Below are 17,171 nucleotides of genomic sequence, written 5' to 3' on the forward strand. Positions count from 1 at the left end.
CTTGATTAAGAGGGCCTGCTGATGTTTGTTGATCAAATACAACAGTCCCAAATAACCCAAACATCATCCCCTTGGCCTGCAAGGGAGCTGCCTCAATCGCTTACAGATCTTGGTAGCGCCACCACTGGCCGTCTTCCAACAGCCAAGTCTCACTCAGGTGGGTTGCAATGGTACCCAAATTCATGCCCACCAGAGCAGGTGCGGCACTGATTTTGATGCGCACCGTGCATTTTTCTGGCTCACAAGTGACATTGATCGGCTCTGCACCTTGCAAGGATGCGCCTTCACCGAACTGCGCACGAAACTGCTCGGCAGTATGCAGCTTGCGGTAAGCGGGTGTGGACAGCGAATAGGCCTTGGCGTAATCGCCGGCAATGCGCGCCTTCCAGTATTCGGTGGCGCGCTTCTCCACCACCTTCTCTGGCGGAGCCGCCAAAGTAGCGCAACCAGCCAACGCCATGGCAGCCACTGTGGCCAGCGCGGGCATCCAGAGAGGTTGGCGCTGGCGAATCCACGAAAGAGTCTTCATCTTGATGGTTTCCTTCTATTAACAATCTACGTTTGATTGATTACTAACACTAACTACCACGCGAGTTACTGCGGACTGACGGACTGCACTGCCGGAGCAGGGCGCGCCTTGGCTCCATCGCGCATTTCAATGATGTTCAGCCCTCGCAGGCGATCACGTAAGTCTTCACTCACTTCGCGTATCTCGGGGTCGGTGCGGACCACCCGGGGGCTCAAAACCACCAACAGCTCGGTTCGCTTACCGGTGTTGGTCGTGTTACTGAACAAGTTGCCCAGAAGCGGCACATCCTTGAGCAAAGGAACGCCACTTTTCCCCGCGGAGCGATTGTCTTTGATCAACCCCCCCAAAACAATGGTGTCGCCACTGCGCACGGCCACCTTGCTGCTGATTTGCCGCTGCAGGAAGATCGGCTGATTGTTGGCGCCCGTCAAAGTAGATTGATCGGTCATGCTCTGGTCGATCTGCATGGTCACCAAGTTGCCCGCATTCACCGATGGAGTGACAGCCAGATTGACGCCGGTATCGCGGTACTGGACGGTGCTCGTCGAGACGTTGCTGTTGTTGAGGAAATCAGTGGTGCTTGTCAGCACAGGTACCTGGTCGCCCACCGCCATCATCGCGGTGTGATTGTCCAGTACCATCAACGATGGGTTGGACACCACTTTGAGCAGATCTTGGCTGGCCAGCGCATTCAGGATCACCCGGACCTTGCTGGCCGAATTGATCAACGAGTAAGTGAATCCCGCACCGGCGATGACATTGAGGCTACCGCTGTTGTTTGGGTTTTTGTCATTGGTGGACAGCTGCCCCACCCCGGTGTTGCCCCCCCCGGTTCCGCCGCTGAAGGCCCATTGCAGACCATATTGCAGCGTGTCATTCAACGTGACTTCGATGATCGACGCGTCGATGAGCACCTGGGTGGGCGGCTGGTCCAGCCGCTTCAGGGTGGATTCGATCTTCTGGAACTCGGCGCGCGTGCTCCACACCAGGATGGAGTTGTTGAGCTCGTCCGCCATGACGCGAACCCCGCCCACATTGGCTGCCACCATGCCCTGGGATGTGGTGTTTGCTGTTTGGCTATTGCGGTTCTGGAAGGAGTTGGTATTACCAAAGGCGCTAGAGCCACTCATGGTCGAGCCGGTGCGGTTCGTCGTGGCGTAGCCGGTATTGCCGGAGTTGCCCCAGGCGCTATTGCCGAATGCAGAGCCTGTGCCGCCAAAGGGCGATTGCACTTGTGACGTACCCGCCGCCCCACCCAGACCCGGAGCTACGCCGCTGTTGGCTGTGGCCGTGTTGGTCTGGCTGGAACCAAAGATGCCGGACAGCACACTGGCCAGATGCTTGGCATTGCCATTCTGGACACGGTAGATGAACAATTGCGCTTCGGCACCGTTGTCGCTGGGTTGGTCGAGCTTTTCGATCCATCTGCGCGCCTCTTCCAGGTAAGCAGCGCGAGGTGTCACCACCAAGATGCTATTGAGCCGCTCCACCGGCATGACTCGCAGGGCTCCAAACAGCGGGTTGCCCTCGCCCAGCATGGCAGCCGCTGCGGACGCGCCCGAAGCCACAGATGCTGCGCCTGCCGTGGTTGCCAGGGAGGAACCGCTGGGAGCGCCCGCCGGCGCCTGGGCCGAACCACTGACCAGCCGCAAGGCCGCCTCGACCTCCTTGATGGTGGCGTACTTCAGCGGAAAGAGCCCCACGGACATGCCTTTGAGCAGGTCCACATCAAACGTATTGACGAGATCCAGCCAACCCTCCGCCTGACTGCGGGTGCCGGCAAGCACCAGCAGATTGCGCACATTGTCCACACGAACGATGGCGTCGGCGGGTGCCAGCGGCCGGAGAATAGTAGCCATCTCCCCCGCCCCAATGAAGCGCAGCGGAACTACGATGGCTCCATACCCTGGAGGCAGGGGTGCGCCGCTACCGCCCGCGAACTGGCGTACGGCGCTACCGATGCTCTTGAGTGCATCGGCTTTGCCGACGTGGTACGTGCCCCGTACGTCCCGCACCATGGCAAGCCCATTGGCCTGCAATGCGCTTTCCAGCAAAAATACAGCCTGGTCTGGCTGGATGGGGGTGCGCGTGGACAGGGTGACAGTTCCGGCAAGCGGCGGGTGCAGCACGTAAGGAATTTTGAGGATGTCCCCCAAAATCGTTCGAGCCACCTCGGCAACGGGCGCTTCCTCAAAATTGAACGAGAGCGGAGCCCCTTCAATAGGTGAAACCGGCCGCGCGGGCGCCAACACCTGATCGTTGCCCTGAATGTAGCGGGGTTGCGCAGTGTTGGGCGACGGACTGGCAGAGGAAGGAGCAACCTCCGCACCGGGCGCGTCTGGCGCAGCGACCGCGCCTCGCGGAGCGGTAGGGGCCTGGGTGCGCGCAGCAGGCGGCTGGGCAGCCTCTACAGAAGCGGGCTGCACATCCTGAGCTAGTGCCGCCTGAGCAGCCGCAAGGGCAATGGCGGTCAGTACAAATCGGGTGGAAGTCATAGAGTTACACAAGCCCTTGTGGGGTGAAGTTGGACACGGCGCGGGGCGAGCAGTTTGTGTTATTGCGGTGCGCTACCGCCAAAGACGGGCACCAGCGGGCGCCCGGTTGGACGCGCCGTCGGTTGCGGAACAGGCGTACCGTTGTTAGCGGGTGATGGCGGCAAATTCTGCGCCGCAGCCGGCCGAGGAGCGACCGGCGGGGCAGCTGTGCCCGCACTGGGGGGCAAACCGGTGTACGTGGTCAATGCTGCACGCGGCAGCTGGAGCACTCGACTCTGCCCGCCCTGCGTAAAGGTAACACTGCGGTCTTGAATGGCCGAAAGCGCCCAGCCTTCGACCACCTCGCGCAACCTGACGCGCCTGTGCTTGCCCGCAATCTGGATGATGGCACCTCCGTCGCCATCCCCCAAAAAGAGCCCTGAGAGTTGCGCAGTGCTGAGATTGTCAGTTGGCGCTTTTTCCTCTGGCGGCGGGGGCGGAGGCGGAGGACGCCGCGTGGGCGAGAAAACAGGCCGATCCAGCATCGCAATGAACTGGGAGGTATCGGTCGGCACCGCACGCGGCAGCGCCGGCACCATAGATGGATAGTCCGCTGTCTGCGGGGCCGGCGCTTGCCAGCGAATGTTGCGCAGGTGCCCCGATGAATCAATCCAAAGCCTCGCCAACACCAATGCCAATGCGGCATTGACGAACAACAGAACATGCAGCGAGTATTTCTTCATGGCCGCTCTCTCAGCACGCTCAGAGTGAATTGCGCCGACAGGCGCGGAGGCAATTTGGGGTTGATGTTTGCCAGCCCTCCCAATACCTGTACATCCAATTCATTGATCACAATGACCGGCTGCTGAGCACCAAGCACTGCCAACGCGCTTTGCAAACCCAGAAATTCACCCTCTGCACGCAGGACGAGTGGAATACGGTCAAAACCTTTCTCTTCCTTCGGAGGGAGAACCTGGCTGGTAATGACCTGCAGCCCTGCGGATGAAAACAGGTCACGCACCTTTTGCTGAGCCTGGTTGCCTGTTTGGGTTCCGTCCAAAGCTGCAGGGTACACGTACTGCGCGCGCAACTCGGTTGCTCTTTGGCGTGCGGCTTCGAGTTCGCCCCGTTGCGATTCAAGCCCCAGCAGCCGCGCATACCGGGGTTCAATCTGCGCAAGACGCTCCTTACCCCAGGCGTGTTTGGTCCGCACATACACCGCTCCGCCAATGACAGGGAGCAGTACAACGGCCAGCAGCAGCACAACAAGTGCCGTTCGGCGTACTGCGAGCGTGTTCATGGAGCTCCTTTGCGCTCGGGTTTTGCCGAGGAAGACTTTGCAGGCACTTGGGGCGGACTTCCGCCAAACACGGGAACAAGAGCGCCCGGGGCGGCGGGCGGAGCGGTAGCCGTCGACGCACTTGCAGCGGCGCTTGGTGCGGAGGCAGGCTTAGCCACCGGGGTAGACGGAGCGTTCACAACTCCTGCAGGAGCTGCGGATGTAACGGTTGAAGCAGGCATTGATGCCGTCATGGCCGCAGGTTGAGGTACCAAGGCAACCCCAAACTCTTGCGGGTCAAGCGAAAACTCGATGACAAAGTTTTCCTTGGAGTTCGCGCCCGCAACACGCGTAGTGGGGGTAGGTGCACGAACATCGCGAATACCTGGTTGCTCGCCAAGGATCTGCATGAGTGCAGAGGCATTGGCAGTCAAGCCCGTGATCGTGACCTTCGGCCCCTTGAGCGTGACCCCCTGGAGAGCCGTGTCGTCGGGCAGCACTTTAGTAAGCCGATCAAGCACTCTCATCGGCTCCACACGGCCTGCAAGCAGCTCCGACAATACGTTGAGCTTTTCTACCGACTGCATGAGCACTTCGCGCTCCTTCACCAAAGCAGGCGTGCGGTGCACGACGTCGTCATAAGCACCCACAGCCTCGATAGCACGCGCCCGCAACTGCAAAGTAGGAGTTACAAAAATGGCCGCCATCAAGATCAGCGCAGAGGCCAAAAGACCGTAACGAGCCCATCGCCCTCGCGCGCCCGAAGCAAGCCGAGCTCCTTCGCCGTAACCATTGAAGACGATGGGAGCCCCTGCAGCCAGGTCTACCCAGACCTCTGGAGTCTTGCCCGCCAAGCGCTTAGTTTGCGCCTCAAGATACTGCGCAATCTGCTTACGGGACGCCAATGCGAGATCCAGAAATTTCGCCCCACCCGCTGCACCAGGCCGGGTACGATAGCCCCACACAAGGTCCTGCTCAATGAAGGGACTGACCGTACGCACCTGAAGTGCGGCTGCACTTGCGGTGTCAACCTCTCCCATGGCAGGGATTGTCAAAGTGCGACGCAACAGCAATTCGTCGGGCAACTCCACTGCTACGAATGGCGCCTGGATGCCCTTGCCGCTCACGCCGCGACGCGAGCCTCCCCTCCACAGCGACTCACCACCATCTTGCTGGAGCAGAACCACAGAAGCATCCGGAGTGAGCCACGAAAACGGCGGTGAGCCCTGCATGTCCGACCACGCCTGTCGGACGCTACGCCCCAAGGCGCTCAGGTCAAGCCCCAGAAAACGGGCGTCGGTTTGAATGGTTGGCATTTAGTAGATGAATCGGGGGCTTACGATTTACGGGGCTCAAGGCGCACAGCAGTCCGGAAGGTGTGCCAAGGCGCGCCATTAGGTGTGCGGGCATTGAGGTCAACGCTGCGCGAGACGCGCACGTACCCCCCATCGGCCAAGGGCACGCGAGCCTGGACTCGAACGCGGCGGGATACAGATGCATCCAGCAGACTACCATCTAATGCCGTGGTGTCGACGCCGATTTGGCCCGCATCTCGGGCCATTGCAATCTGCGTAGCAGCAGCTGTGTTGCCGCCAGCCAGAACCGCAAGCACCTCGACGGGTGCCGCCAGTGGGTTCACACGCCCCGAACCCTGCAAGTCTGCGGTCAAAACGCCTTCCAGTTTAGCATAGAGGTCGTAGTCAACACCGGGTACTCGCAGTAGGTCCTCTTCTGCCTCAAAGCGCTGGGGGCCGCCTCTGGTGTCTCGGCGCATGCGCGTCTGGACTATGGCCTGGGCTGTTGCCTGCGCTGCTTCAGCAGGGAGCCCGCCGGCTACAGACAGGAGTCGCTCCAACAGCGGCAACCCCGCCATATTGATATCGATGAGCCCGTTCAGAGGCATCGCCTGTACCTGCATGGTGACGTTACGGTATGCAATCTCGGTCAAGGTAGCCTTCGTCAGGGGCTGATTGTTTGCAACGAGCGCCTGCAAGGCCATCTGAATGGCACCGTCACCCAGTGCCTGCGCCTCCACTTGCTGCCGAGCTTGCACAATGGCGCGGCTTTCTGTTCGTACGGTACGCATGGTCCCCGTCGCAATAATGCTCAAGGCCGCAACGATCCACAGCACCGCCAACAATGCCATGCCACGCTGGCTACGCACAGGCAGATTCACGCTATCTCGAGCCATGTTCAGGTACCTCCAAACACAGGCCCGCTCGTCCTAGGATCGCTACCCGGCAAAACCCTCAACGGCACGACAATTTCTGGCCAGGGACCAGAATTCGTCCGCACTGAAATCGAGACCCGATCAGGCAATCGGTCGGTTATCGTCCATGGGGCAGACCAATCAGGAGGCTCGACGGCGGCATCCTCGTACTGAAACGTCAGCCCCGTCACCCCGGCAAGAAGCGGCGTACTCTCTCCCGAGGCCCAATCAGGCAGCACAGCTGCACCCTCCCAAGGCATGTACTGCAACAATAGGATCCCGGCATCTGTTAACTCGAGTCGGAAGTGGTACCGGCCACCAGCTCCATAGCGGGCGGGCATGACGCCAACCCAACTCATGGACGACACCGAGCCACTGAAAAAATAAGGACTTGCACCATTAGCCACAGGGGTGCCGATCTTTTGGGCAGAAACTCGTCCTAATATCGAACGCAGAAAACCACTGACGGTGCGCAAATCATCCACGCGCTGCAGGCGAACATCCACCCGCTCCTCCGTTTGTGATGCCGTGCGCAAGGCAGACGCCATAGCCACCATCACGAGCGAAAGCAACGTCATGACGACCAAGAGCTCCACCAAAGTAAAGCCTCGCTCTTCGGATCGACGAGTTATAAAACTCTGTATCACGGGCGGACCTGTACTGGGGGCTTGCGCTCAGGACGCAAAGTGGTGAGATCAAAACTGCGCGGACGCCGGTCCTCTGACCAGGTAATTGAGATACTCACCTCATGCAGCGCCGGAATGTTGGGGCCCGACAGCCCAGTGGCAAAAGGTACGGACTGGATCTGCCAAAGGTAACCGGCCGATTCGCCCGATTGTTGCCACCCGCCCTCGGGCACTGTATCGCGCAACGACAACAGTGATTGGGCAAGGACGACTGCACGCTGGTAGCGTTCTATGTCCCCAGCACTGCGAACACTGCCACCCATAACTCGGTAGAGCAAGCCCAGCGACATGGCCATGATGGCAAACGCGACCAACAATTCGAGCAACGTGAGACCACGTTGCCTCTTGGATGCCCTCATGGCAGCAATGCTTCCTGCGTGGCTCTTCCGGATAACCAGTCCACCCGCAAGCGCGTTCCAGAGCCAGGAGAGCGCAGGATTTCTATGCTGCCGCCAGTGGCACCACCGGACGGAAGAAACCGGATAGACACCAGCCCCTGAGGGCCAATCTCGCGGTCTGCTACGACTGCACGCAACTGCAGCGGCTCAGGCAAAGCCTTGACTTCCATACCTTCGACGCCATAGCGGCGTCGAGCCAAGTCTGCCGTGAAGCGGACCTCACGGCCCTCACTGACAGCCGTGGCGCGGGCCGAGCGCAACTGATTGAACATAGAGCGTACGGCATCACGGTACTGCGATGCCTCTCGCATGCGCTCATAGGCCACAGGCACCAACCCGATGACGAGTGCCATGATGCCAAACACTACAAGCAACTCAACCAGCGTAAAGCCGCGTTCACGCCGCACGGTGAATCCAACCGAGGAGATGCACTCAGGGCGTGTTGCGAATGTCGGCGTTCTCACCCTCACCGCCGGATGCCCCATCGGCCCCCAACGAGAGAATTTCTATGCCGCCATTCGGGCCAGGGTTTGCGTATTTGTAAGGACGCCCCCAAGGATCGGAGGGAACCCCCCCCTTGAGGTAAGGGCCGGACCAACCATTGACAGATCCAGGACGCTTGACCAGAGCATCCAAGCCTTCTTCAGTGGTTGGATAGCGCCCCACATCGAGCTTGAAAAGCTCCAGCGATTTGTCCAGATCGGCGATCTGCACGCCCGCTGTCTTGGACTTGGCCCCACCCAGTTGCCCTAGAACACGGGGCCCCACCAGGCCTGCCAGCAGCGTCAGGATTGCCAGCACCACCAGCAACTCAATCAGCGTGAAGCCTCGCGAACGCCGGGCCGCAAACACGGTGCCGCGAGCGCGGCCAACACTTGTACTCACCATGAGAGAGGAATCCTTGGACAAACAAAAATTATATGGCGAGGTCATTGATGGACAGAATTCCGAGCAAGATGGAAACAATAATGGCCGCGATCAGCACGCCAAGCACCAGAATGAGCACTGGCTCGACGAGCGTCAACAGGCGTTTGATGCCAGTTTCGACCTCCCGGTTCAATATATTCGACAGTTCCAGCATCATGGGTCCAATGCGCCCCGTCTCCTCACCTACACGAATGAGGTTGATGGCCAACGGCGCAAAAATGCCAGTGGCCGTGATGGCCTGCACGACTTTCCCCCCCTCTTTGACGATAGGCGCCACTCGCCCAAGCGCTTGCTGAAGCACAGTGTTGCCCACGGTTTCTGTGGCGATGTGAAGCGCCGTTAGCATTGGTACGCCGTTACCGAGCAGCGTCCCAAGGGAACGAGAGAACAGAGTCAGTTGGTATTTGAGTGCAAGGGGCCCCATGAGTGGCAAGCGCAAAACCAACGTTTGCCACCAACGGCGACCTGCAGGTGACTTGAGCCAGCGTAGTGCCACTACCCCCACACCCGCAAACACGAGTCCCATCACCAGACCATACTGGGTAAACGCATGCCCCAACCCCATCACGAGACGCGTAGGCACCGGCAGCGCATCGCCCATATCAGTGAACAACTTCTCAAACTGCGGTACCACGAAACCAAGCATGGCGATCAGCGACAGTACAGCCACTCCCAGCAGGATGGCTGGATAAATAGTCGCCGAAATAACACTCTCCCTCAATGCGCGCTGACGTTCCATATGCTCAACCAGGCGATCGAGCACTGCAGACATCTGGCCACTGGCTTCGCCAGACCGGATCATGTTGATATAAAAATCGCCAAACAGGTCTCTGTGGGCCGCCAATGCACGACTGAGCGGCGTACCGCCTTTGACTGCGTCAAGAATGCCCTGCACCAGAGTGGCGACACTGGGCTTGTGGCTCATGTCGATGAGCACTCGCAAAGCGTTGTCGAGCGCCAATCCCGCGCGCAGCATGATGGCCAATTCAGATGTAAGAGCCAAAACATCTGGCGAAGTAACAGGCCCCCTGGCCTGGCGTCCCTTGGGGCGCGCAAAGCCTCCATAGGAATGGGCCTGACCGGAGGCATCAGACAGAGACGCCGCTGCACTGGCATCACCGATATGCAGTGGCGTCATGCCTTGATCGCGCAATTGCTTGAGCACCTGGGCAGGAGTGGACGCGGTCAGGCGCCCTTCTTCGACTTTGCCCGCACTGTTGGCGGCTCGCCATGCGAACTCAGGCATCAGACTGGTCCTGCGTCACCCGAGCCAACTCATCGAGTGTGGTGTAGCCTGCAGCAACCTTTCGCAGGCCATCCTCATACAGGCTGAGCATGCCGCTTTGGGCTGCAATCGAGTTAAGTACATTGGCATCACGCCCTTCGATGATGGCTCGACGCATGGGTTCATCGATCAGGAGCAGCTCATGAATGCCCGTGCGCCCCCGGTAGCCCGATTGACGACACTGCTCACAGCCAACCGCCCTGTACACAAGTTTTCCAGGGGCGCAAAAGCGCGACAACCCGGTACTCTCGCGCACCTCAGCGCCCGGCTCGTACGCCTCTTTGCAATGCTCGCAAAGTGTGCGGACCAGGCGCTGGGCCAAAACACCGTTGACAGCGGAGGTGATTAAATAGGGCTCTACACCCATATCTTGCATACGAATCACCGCACCAGCGGCGGTGTTGGTGTGCAGCGTGGACAGCACCAAATGGCCCGTCAGGGCGGACTGCACGGCAATTTGCGCTGTTTCCCCGTCACGCATTTCACCGATCATGATGATGTCCGGATCCTGACGGAGTATGGAGCGCAGCGCATTTGCAAATGTCAAATTGATCTGCGAGTGGACCTGGATCTGGTTGATGCCTTCGAGTTGGTACTCCACCGGATCTTCGACAGTAATGATTTTCTGCTCACTGGCGTCAATTTTGGCCAAGGCTGCATACAGGGTGGTGGTCTTGCCTGAGCCGGTAGGGCCAGTGACCAGCAAAATGCCGTGTGGGCGAGCCAGCAAATGGTTGAAGCGCGCCAACGTGTCTTTCTCGAAACCCATCTTTTCGAGTTCCAGCCGCACACTGGCCCGGTCAAGGACCCGCATAACCACACTTTCGCCGTGAACCGTCGGGACGGTAGACACGCGCAAATCCAGTTCACGGCCCTTCACACGTGTCTTGATACGGCCATCCTGCGGCAAACGGCGCTCGGCAATGTCGAGGTGCGCCAGGAGTTTGACGCGCGAATTGACAGCTGCAGACAGGCGTGGGGGTACCAGTTCACCGGGGTGGATCACACCGTCAACGCGATAGCGAACATGCAAACCATCATCGAATGGCTCCAAGTGAATATCAGAGGCACGCAAGTCAATCACGCGACCGATAATGGTATTGACCAAGCGGATGACAGGGGCCTCGCTGGCGAGATCCTTGAGATGCTCGACAAAGTCACCACCATCCAGTCCGTCGCCAAAGCCGTCGTCAGCATCCTCGGGTTCTTCAACCGGTTCGACAAGCGCTCTTTCAATATCGCTTTCTAGAGCGAGGTGAGGCCGAATCGCAAGGCCTGTAGCAAGGTGGAGCGCCTTGACCACAAACGCGTCTTGCGGCACAGACATGGCGACGTGCAAGACACCATCCTCCAGGCGCAGCGGATAAATGGCATGGGCCTGAAGAAACTCAGGCAGCAACCCTTCAACCTCCGGCATGAGGTCAGGAAAACCTTCCGCCTGCACCAATGGAACACCCAGCTGCACGGACAAGACGCCGGCCACATCACCATCGGAAACCAGTCCCAGCCTAACCAGCACACGTCCGAGCATGTCGCCCATTTCCTGCTGGGCAGATAGCGCGCGCTCCAGGTCACGCGACGAGAGTTTCCCGGCCTGAACGAGAAGTTCGCCAATCCGGGGGCGCGAGTCGATGACCTCGCCGGCCGGCTCGACCAAAAGTGTATTTGTCGTCATGAAAAATGTTGATATAGCCCCCCGACATGAGGCCAAAACGATGGGCGTGCAAGAGCCCCCGTCCGACAGAGGCGTTGGCAGGAGTGTAGCTGCGGCCAAGTCCAGCACCCACCCCTGCAGAATGCATTTCCGAGCCACGATGGGCAGTGGAAGCACAGATCCGGCGCAAGCGCTACAAATTAGATAGCTTTGCACCATGAAACACTGACGCAAAGCCCACTTTCACCCGACCGTTGCGCAATCAGTTAAGAAGTGCACAAGTGCCAGTGCTTTACATTCGTCGGCACTTGGTAATCCGATCCAGGCATGCAAATATGAGTCCTTTTAATCCAGCCAGTCGCACGACGGCGCTTTCCACCATCCTCGCTGCGTGCTGCGTGCTCGTTGCAGGCGCTGCAGGAGTACACCTGCTGTACAACCACACGAAAAACAACTTGCACAGCAAAGCGCCAATGCTGCTCGCACCCATGATTGGCGCCATCGATACGTGCATTGCTGCGCCTACAGACACCACCCAGGAGCCCCACACGGGGGATCTAGAACGCAGTTGCATGGGCCCACGAGGCTCGGCAGCGGCATTGGTGGAATCAACGCTTTCCACGCTGCGCCCCTCGTCCAGCGCACAGAACGCGTATCCACTGGGTTACACACTGCCAGTACCTTTGCTACAACTGTTTCGCAAGGACATCCATGGCGGTTGGGAAATTGATAGCCCCATGGTTGATCGCTTGGTGCGAACGATCCGTGATACCGACCGGCCTTTGATCCTGTACCTGTTTTCGACACACTTCTCTACAAACGCCTCACTGGAAAAGGCGCTGGCCCAGGATGCTGGCAACCTTGCGCAAACACGTGACGGCCCCCTCGTACAAAGCAGTTACTACGGTGCGCCTATCCATAACTGGACTTTTGCAACCCCTCACACGGAGCTGACCAAGCGCCGCGTTCAAGCTGCACGCGCAATGTTGGATGCGGTGTGTCGATTACCCGCACACGACATCGCCAAAATTCGTGGAGTCACTCTTCTAGGCGAACTGCATCACCTGTTTCCTGATTTTGAAAGTGGCATGGGATTCACCCCCCCCTACCGCGTTACCGATTACAGCCCGCAATCCATTGCTGCATTTCGTACATTCCTGCGCGACGAGTTTCAAAGCGTTGAAAAGCTCAACCGAGCGGTGGGGGCCGATTACGCCTCTTTTGACGAAGTAATACCTCCTTCCAAAGACATTCGCGTTGAATCACTGCAGCGATACACCGAGCACATCGATTCTTTTGCGCAAGGAACCCTGCCCATTTCCGGATGGGCCTATGTCTCGCGCACCGAAGGATCGGGACCGGCTTGGGTGCATGTGTTTCGCAACGGCGTGTTCGTGGGCAAAACGCCGGTGGACAAGGGGCGACAGGATGTACTGAAAGCAAAGCCAGAGTTTGGCAACGCCGACACCGGCTGGCGACTGGACATGGATTTCCGACGCCTGCCTGCCGGCATACATCGCATCGACGTATTCCTGGAGCAGACCCCGGGACGCCTCACACCTCTCGGCACGCGGCGCATTGCCATCATGGACAGGGCGCAAACACCTCCCAAGCAGCTACCTCAACAACCACTTCCACCCAGTACGACCGCCATACCGCCACCCCCTGCGAGCATCGACATGCCTGTTGATGAATCCTCTTACTACTACAACCCCTTGGTACCGTTGTGGCACCAGTTCAGAGGACAGCAGGTGGTGGACTACCTTCGGTTCTTTAACGATGTAGTTCATGAGTCATGTCTTAGTAACGTACCTCACTACACACACCAGATCGTTCCTTTCGCGAATCCTAGTTGGGATGCTCACAAGTTCGCCATTGATGCGTCGCTGCGCGAGCAACAAGGAATACGCCTCGGGGTAAGCCTGTACGGAGATGCGAGTTACGGGCAGGCGTTTGGACAGTGGTACAAGGCCACGGGACACCGGGGTTACGGAGTCACGGAATTTCACCCACTCAAGGCCATGAATACGCCGACGCTTCAGCGCACACTGGACCAGCATGCTGCCAGGGGGGCTGAATTTTTGTCTTTTTTCATGGAGCCCCGCTGGGAGGGCAAGCTTGTGGCACGAGGCCACAACATCTTTTCGTTCGACCCAGACAACCCCCAGTTCGGATCTGACGCACTCTACGAGTCAATGCGGCAGGCACTGAGCCAAGGTACCGCCAATCCACCGCGCCAATAGAGATTTGGTACCCAGCGTCAGGGGAATACCTCGGCATGAGACAGCTCGACCCCTTGAGCGTCTTTGGCGGACAGGCGCGGCTCTGCGGTCAACCGCCAATCGATGGCCAGTACTGGATCGTTCCAGGCTATGCACCTCTCGTGTGCGGGCGCATAGTAGTCCGTGGTTTTGTACAGAAATTCGGCCGTTTCGCTGAGCACGACAAAACCGTGTGCAAATCCTGGAGGAACCCACAGCTGATGATGATTGTCCGCACTGAGTTCAGCCCCCACCCATTGACCGAAGGTGGGTGAACTGCGGCGGATATCAACAGCCACATCAAAGACCGAACCGCTGACTACACGGACCAACTTCCCTTGAGGCTGCTGGATCTGATAGTGCAACCCCCGCAGTACCCCTTGGGCGCTGCGGCTGTGGTTGTCTTGGACGAACTGGTGGGATGTGCCTGTCGCCTCGTTGAAAACCCGTTGATTGAAGCTCTCATAGAAGAACCCCCTCGCGTCTCCGAATACCTGGGGCTCGATCAGTACAACATCAGGAATAGCCAACCGTGTAGCTTGCATGAACAGCGCCTATCAATAAATCTTGTCTTTGAGCAGGCGCATCAAGTACTGACCATACCCACTTTTGACCAACGGCTGAGATAGCCGCTCTAACTGCGCACCATCAATCCATTGTGAACGCCAGGCGATTTCTTCGGGGCACGCAATCTTCAGCCCCTGGCGGTGTTCCAGCGTGGCGATGAACTGGCCCGCCTCCAGGAGACTTTCATGCGTACCTGTATCGAGCCACGCATAACCCCGCCCCATGATCTCTACGCTCAACTGCCCTTGCTCCAGATACAGACGGTTCAAATCAGTGATCTCCAGCTCTCCACGCGGCGAGGGCTGAAGTTTCTTGGCCATCTCAACCACCTGGTCGTCGTAAAAGTACAGGCCTGTGACCGCATAGCTGCTCTTGGGTTGTGCTGGTTTTTCCTCCAGAGAAAGCACTTTGCCCCGGGAATCGAACTCAGCCACGCCATAGCGCTCAGGGTCCTGCACATGATAGGCAAAAACACTGGCCCCCACTTCTCGCTGCCGGGCGTTGTTCAGCAGCTCGTGGAAGTCGTGCCCGTAGAAGATGTTGTCACCGAGCACCAGCGCACTAGGAGCTCCACTCAAAAAGGCTTCGCCGATCAGGAAAGCCTGCGCCAGGCCGTCTGGACTTGGCTGCACTGCGTACTGCAAGTTCAATCCCCACTGGCTGCCGTCACCCAACAGTTGCTCAAAACGGGGCGTGTCTTGCGGTGTACTGATGATGAGGATGTCCCGAATGCCCGCGAGCATGAGCGTGCTCAGGGGGTAGTAGATCATCGGCTTGTCGTACACCGGCAGGAGCTGCTTGCTGATAGCCAAGGTGGCCGGATGCAGCCGAGTGCCGGAGCCTCCAGCCAGGATGATGCCTTTGCGTAGCGTCATGTAGAGAGTACCGATCAGAGAACTTCAGCCAGCATGCGCGCCACGCCCGCTTGCCAGTGGGGCATCTGCAGGCCGAAGGTGGCTTGCAGCTTGCCGGTATGAAGGCGCGAGTTGTGCGGGCGCACGGCAGGAGTGGGAAATGCGCTCGAAGGGACGGGAGCGACTTCTTTTGCTTTGATTTGGATAGCAGGTTGCGCAAGCTGCGCCTGCGCGATCACGAACTTTGCGTACTCGTTCCAGTTCGTTTCACCGGCTGCGACACAGTGGTACAGACCCGCATCCTGAGGGCGCTGCAGCAAGTGGCTCAGGGCATGTGCCGTCACGTCGGCCAGAAGATCGGCACCCGTGGGCGCTCCCCACTGGTCGTCGATCACAGTCAGGCGCTCACGTTCCTGCGCCAGGCGCAGCATGGTCTTGGCGAAGTTGCCACCACGCGCCGCATAGACCCAGCTGGTGCGCAGGATCAGGTGCTTTGCGCAAGCCTCTGCAATGAGCTGCTCGCCTTCGAGCTTGGTGCGACCGTACACACTCAAGGGAGCGGGTGTGTCAGTTTCGAGCCAGGGGCGGCTGCCGCTGCCATCGAAGACGTAGTCGGTGCTGTAGTGCACCAGCCAGGCGCCAAGCTTGGCTGCCTCCTGCGCGATGGCACCGGGGGTAATGGCGTTCAGCGTGCGGGCGAAGTCGGCTTCGCTCTCGGCCTTGTCCACCGCCGTGTGGGCCGCGGCATTAACGATGACATCGGGGCGCAGGGCGCGCACCGTCTCGGCCACACCCGTCGGGTTCGCAAAGTCGCCGCAGTGGTCCGCGCTGTCGTGGTCCAGCGCCGTGATCGTGCCCAGCACCGACAGGCTGCGCTGCAGCTCCCAGCCTACCTGACCGCCCTTGCCAAAAAGCAAAATGTTCATGCAGCACCGTCCGTGACGGCTGCAGTGGCGGCCTCCTGCGCATACTGGGTCTGCACCCAGGCGCGGTAAGCCCCCGTCTGCACGCTGGCCACCCAGTCAGCATGGTCCAGATACCACTGCACAGTCTTGCGGATGCCGGTATCGAAGGTCTCGGCGGGCTTCCAGCCCAGATCCCGCTCGATCTTGCGCGCATCGATGGCATAACGGCGGTCATGACCAGGACGGTCCTTCACGTAGGTGATCTGTGTGCGGTAGCTCTGGCCGTCAGCGCGGGGGCGCAGCTCGTCGAGCAGGCCGCACACCATGTTCACGATCTCGATGTTGGGCTTCTCGTTCCAGCCGCCCACGTTGTAGGTCTCGCCAGGGGCACCGGCTTCCAGCACGCGGCGGATGGCGCTGCAGTGGTCCTTCACGTAGAGCCAGTCGCGTACCTGCATGCCGTCCCCGTAAACCGGCAGGTTCTTGCCGGCCAGGGCGTTCACGATCATCAGCGGGATCAGCTTCTCGGGGAAGTGGTAGGGCCCGTAGTTGTTGCTGCAGTTGGTGGTGAGCACCGGCAGGCCATAGGTGTGGTGCCAGGCGCGCACCAGGTGGTCGCTGGCCGCCTTGCTGGCGCTGTAGGGGCTGTTGGGCTCGAACCCGCGCGTCTCCGCGAAGGCCGGGTCGGTGGGCGCCAGCGACCCGTACACCTCGTCGGTGGACACGTGCAGGAAACGGAAGGCCGCGCGCTCGCCCTCGGGCATCGCGCTCCAGTAGGCACGCACGGCTTCGAGCAGTCGGAACGAACCGACGATGTTGGTCTGGATGAAATCCTCGGGCCCGTGGATGGAGCGGTCCACATGCGACTCGGCCGCGAAGTTAACCACCGCGCGGGGCCGGTGCTCTGCCAGCAAGCGCTCCAGCAGGCCCGTGTCGCCGATGTCGCCCTGCACGAAGATGTGGCGGGGGTCGCCCTGGAGGCCGTCCAGGTTGTGCAGATTGCCCGCATAAGTGAGCTTGTCGAGGTTGACGACGGGCTCGCTCGACGCAGCAAGCCAGTCAAGGACAAAGTTAGCGCCAATAAAACCCGCGCCGCCAGTTACCAGAATCATAGGGAGGCTGTATGTAATGCCGACTTGGCAA

Annotated in this window: 17 protein-coding genes; 1 reads left to right on the top strand and 16 read right to left on the bottom strand. The window is 59.5% G+C overall.

Going from position 1 to position 17,171, the window contains the following annotated elements; translation table 11 throughout:
* Positions 1–100: 100 nt before the first annotated feature.
* The 12 genes from ACTJKQ_RS00815 to gspE all read right to left on the bottom strand — a co-directional run bounded on the left by ACTJKQ_RS00815 (position 101) and on the right by gspE (position 11,462).
* On the bottom strand, positions 101–487 hold the full coding sequence (locus ACTJKQ_RS00815) for a hypothetical protein (RefSeq protein WP_056060003.1): 387 nt from the start codon (positions 485–487) through the stop codon (positions 101–103).
* A gap of 107 nt (positions 488–594) precedes the next feature.
* Positions 595–3,024, bottom strand: coding sequence for a type II secretion system secretin GspD (gene gspD, locus ACTJKQ_RS00820; protein WP_440595706.1), 2,430 nt, complete (start codon positions 3,022–3,024; stop codon positions 595–597).
* A gap of 59 nt (positions 3,025–3,083) precedes the next feature.
* Entirely contained in the window at positions 3,084–3,746 is a 663-nt protein-coding gene (locus ACTJKQ_RS00825; RefSeq protein ID WP_288851660.1) for a hypothetical protein, read from the bottom strand.
* Positions 3,743–4,303: a type II secretion system protein GspM gene (gspM, locus tag ACTJKQ_RS00830; RefSeq protein ID WP_395458060.1), complete on the bottom strand. Its 561-nt coding sequence runs from the start codon at positions 4,301–4,303 to the stop codon at positions 3,743–3,745. Before gspM ends, ACTJKQ_RS00825 begins: the two co-directional genes overlap by 4 nt.
* Positions 4,300–5,598, bottom strand: coding sequence for a PilN domain-containing protein (locus ACTJKQ_RS00835; protein ID WP_440595707.1), 1,299 nt, complete (start codon positions 5,596–5,598; stop codon positions 4,300–4,302). The genes gspM and ACTJKQ_RS00835 overlap by 4 nt, the downstream gene beginning before the upstream one ends.
* A 20-nt stretch (positions 5,599–5,618) precedes the next feature.
* On the bottom strand, positions 5,619–6,458 hold the full coding sequence (locus ACTJKQ_RS00840) for a general secretion pathway protein GspK (RefSeq protein ID WP_288851663.1): 840 nt from the start codon (positions 6,456–6,458) through the stop codon (positions 5,619–5,621).
* Between the two features lie 17 nt (positions 6,459–6,475).
* Positions 6,476–7,138, bottom strand: coding sequence for a prepilin-type N-terminal cleavage/methylation domain-containing protein (locus tag ACTJKQ_RS00845; protein WP_395458057.1), 663 nt, complete (start codon positions 7,136–7,138; stop codon positions 6,476–6,478).
* Entirely contained in the window at positions 7,135–7,536 is a 402-nt protein-coding gene (locus tag ACTJKQ_RS00850) for a type IV pilus modification PilV family protein (RefSeq protein ID WP_395458055.1), read from the bottom strand. Before ACTJKQ_RS00850 ends, ACTJKQ_RS00845 begins: the two co-directional genes overlap by 4 nt.
* A complete protein-coding gene (locus tag ACTJKQ_RS00855) occupies positions 7,533–7,982 on the bottom strand; it encodes a type II secretion system protein (protein ID WP_056059455.1) in 450 nt (149 codons plus the stop codon). The genes ACTJKQ_RS00850 and ACTJKQ_RS00855 overlap by 4 nt, the downstream gene beginning before the upstream one ends.
* 25 nt (positions 7,983–8,007) lie before the next feature.
* Positions 8,008–8,463 (bottom strand): type II secretion system major pseudopilin GspG, encoded by a 456-nt coding sequence (gene gspG, locus ACTJKQ_RS00860; protein ID WP_056059457.1) that lies wholly within the window; start codon positions 8,461–8,463, stop codon positions 8,008–8,010.
* 28 nt (positions 8,464–8,491) lie between these two features.
* Positions 8,492–9,748, bottom strand: coding sequence for a type II secretion system F family protein (locus ACTJKQ_RS00865; protein WP_056059459.1), 1,257 nt, complete (start codon positions 9,746–9,748; stop codon positions 8,492–8,494).
* Entirely contained in the window at positions 9,741–11,462 is a 1,722-nt protein-coding gene (gene gspE, locus ACTJKQ_RS00870) for a type II secretion system ATPase GspE (protein ID WP_395458049.1), read from the bottom strand. Before gspE ends, ACTJKQ_RS00865 begins: the two co-directional genes overlap by 8 nt.
* A gap of 467 nt (positions 11,463–11,929) precedes the next feature.
* On the opposite strand from gspE, the gene ACTJKQ_RS00875 reads away from it, so the two are divergent.
* Positions 11,930–13,684, top strand: coding sequence for a hypothetical protein (locus ACTJKQ_RS00875; RefSeq protein ID WP_440595708.1), 1,755 nt, complete (start codon positions 11,930–11,932; stop codon positions 13,682–13,684).
* A gap of 17 nt (positions 13,685–13,701) precedes the next feature.
* Here the strand turns inward: ACTJKQ_RS00875 and rfbC are convergent, their stop codons facing one another.
* Genes rfbC through rfbB form a run of 4 tightly spaced genes read right to left on the bottom strand, consistent with a single transcriptional unit; the run spans position 13,702 to position 17,140 of the window.
* Positions 13,702–14,247: a dTDP-4-dehydrorhamnose 3,5-epimerase gene (gene rfbC, locus ACTJKQ_RS00880; RefSeq protein WP_440595709.1), complete on the bottom strand. Its 546-nt coding sequence runs from the start codon at positions 14,245–14,247 to the stop codon at positions 13,702–13,704.
* A 12-nt stretch (positions 14,248–14,259) separates the two neighbouring features.
* Positions 14,260–15,144 carry a glucose-1-phosphate thymidylyltransferase RfbA gene (gene rfbA, locus ACTJKQ_RS00885; protein ID WP_440595710.1) on the bottom strand — a complete coding sequence of 295 codons (885 nt, stop codon included), beginning with the start codon at positions 15,142–15,144 and terminating at the stop codon, positions 14,260–14,262.
* Positions 15,145–15,158: 14 nt separating this feature from the next.
* Positions 15,159–16,049, bottom strand: a complete 891-nt coding sequence (gene rfbD / locus ACTJKQ_RS00890; protein ID WP_440595711.1) for a dTDP-4-dehydrorhamnose reductase — start codon at positions 16,047–16,049, stop codon at positions 15,159–15,161.
* Positions 16,046–17,140 (bottom strand): dTDP-glucose 4,6-dehydratase, encoded by a 1,095-nt coding sequence (gene rfbB, locus ACTJKQ_RS00895; RefSeq protein ID WP_440595712.1) that lies wholly within the window; start codon positions 17,138–17,140, stop codon positions 16,046–16,048. Before rfbB ends, rfbD begins: the two co-directional genes overlap by 4 nt.
* Positions 17,141–17,171 lie beyond the last annotated feature (31 nt).

The organism is Acidovorax sp. 22279 (genome assembly GCF_052045435.1).
In the GTDB taxonomy this organism is placed as follows: domain Bacteria; phylum Pseudomonadota; class Gammaproteobacteria; order Burkholderiales; family Burkholderiaceae_C; genus Acidovorax; species Acidovorax delafieldii.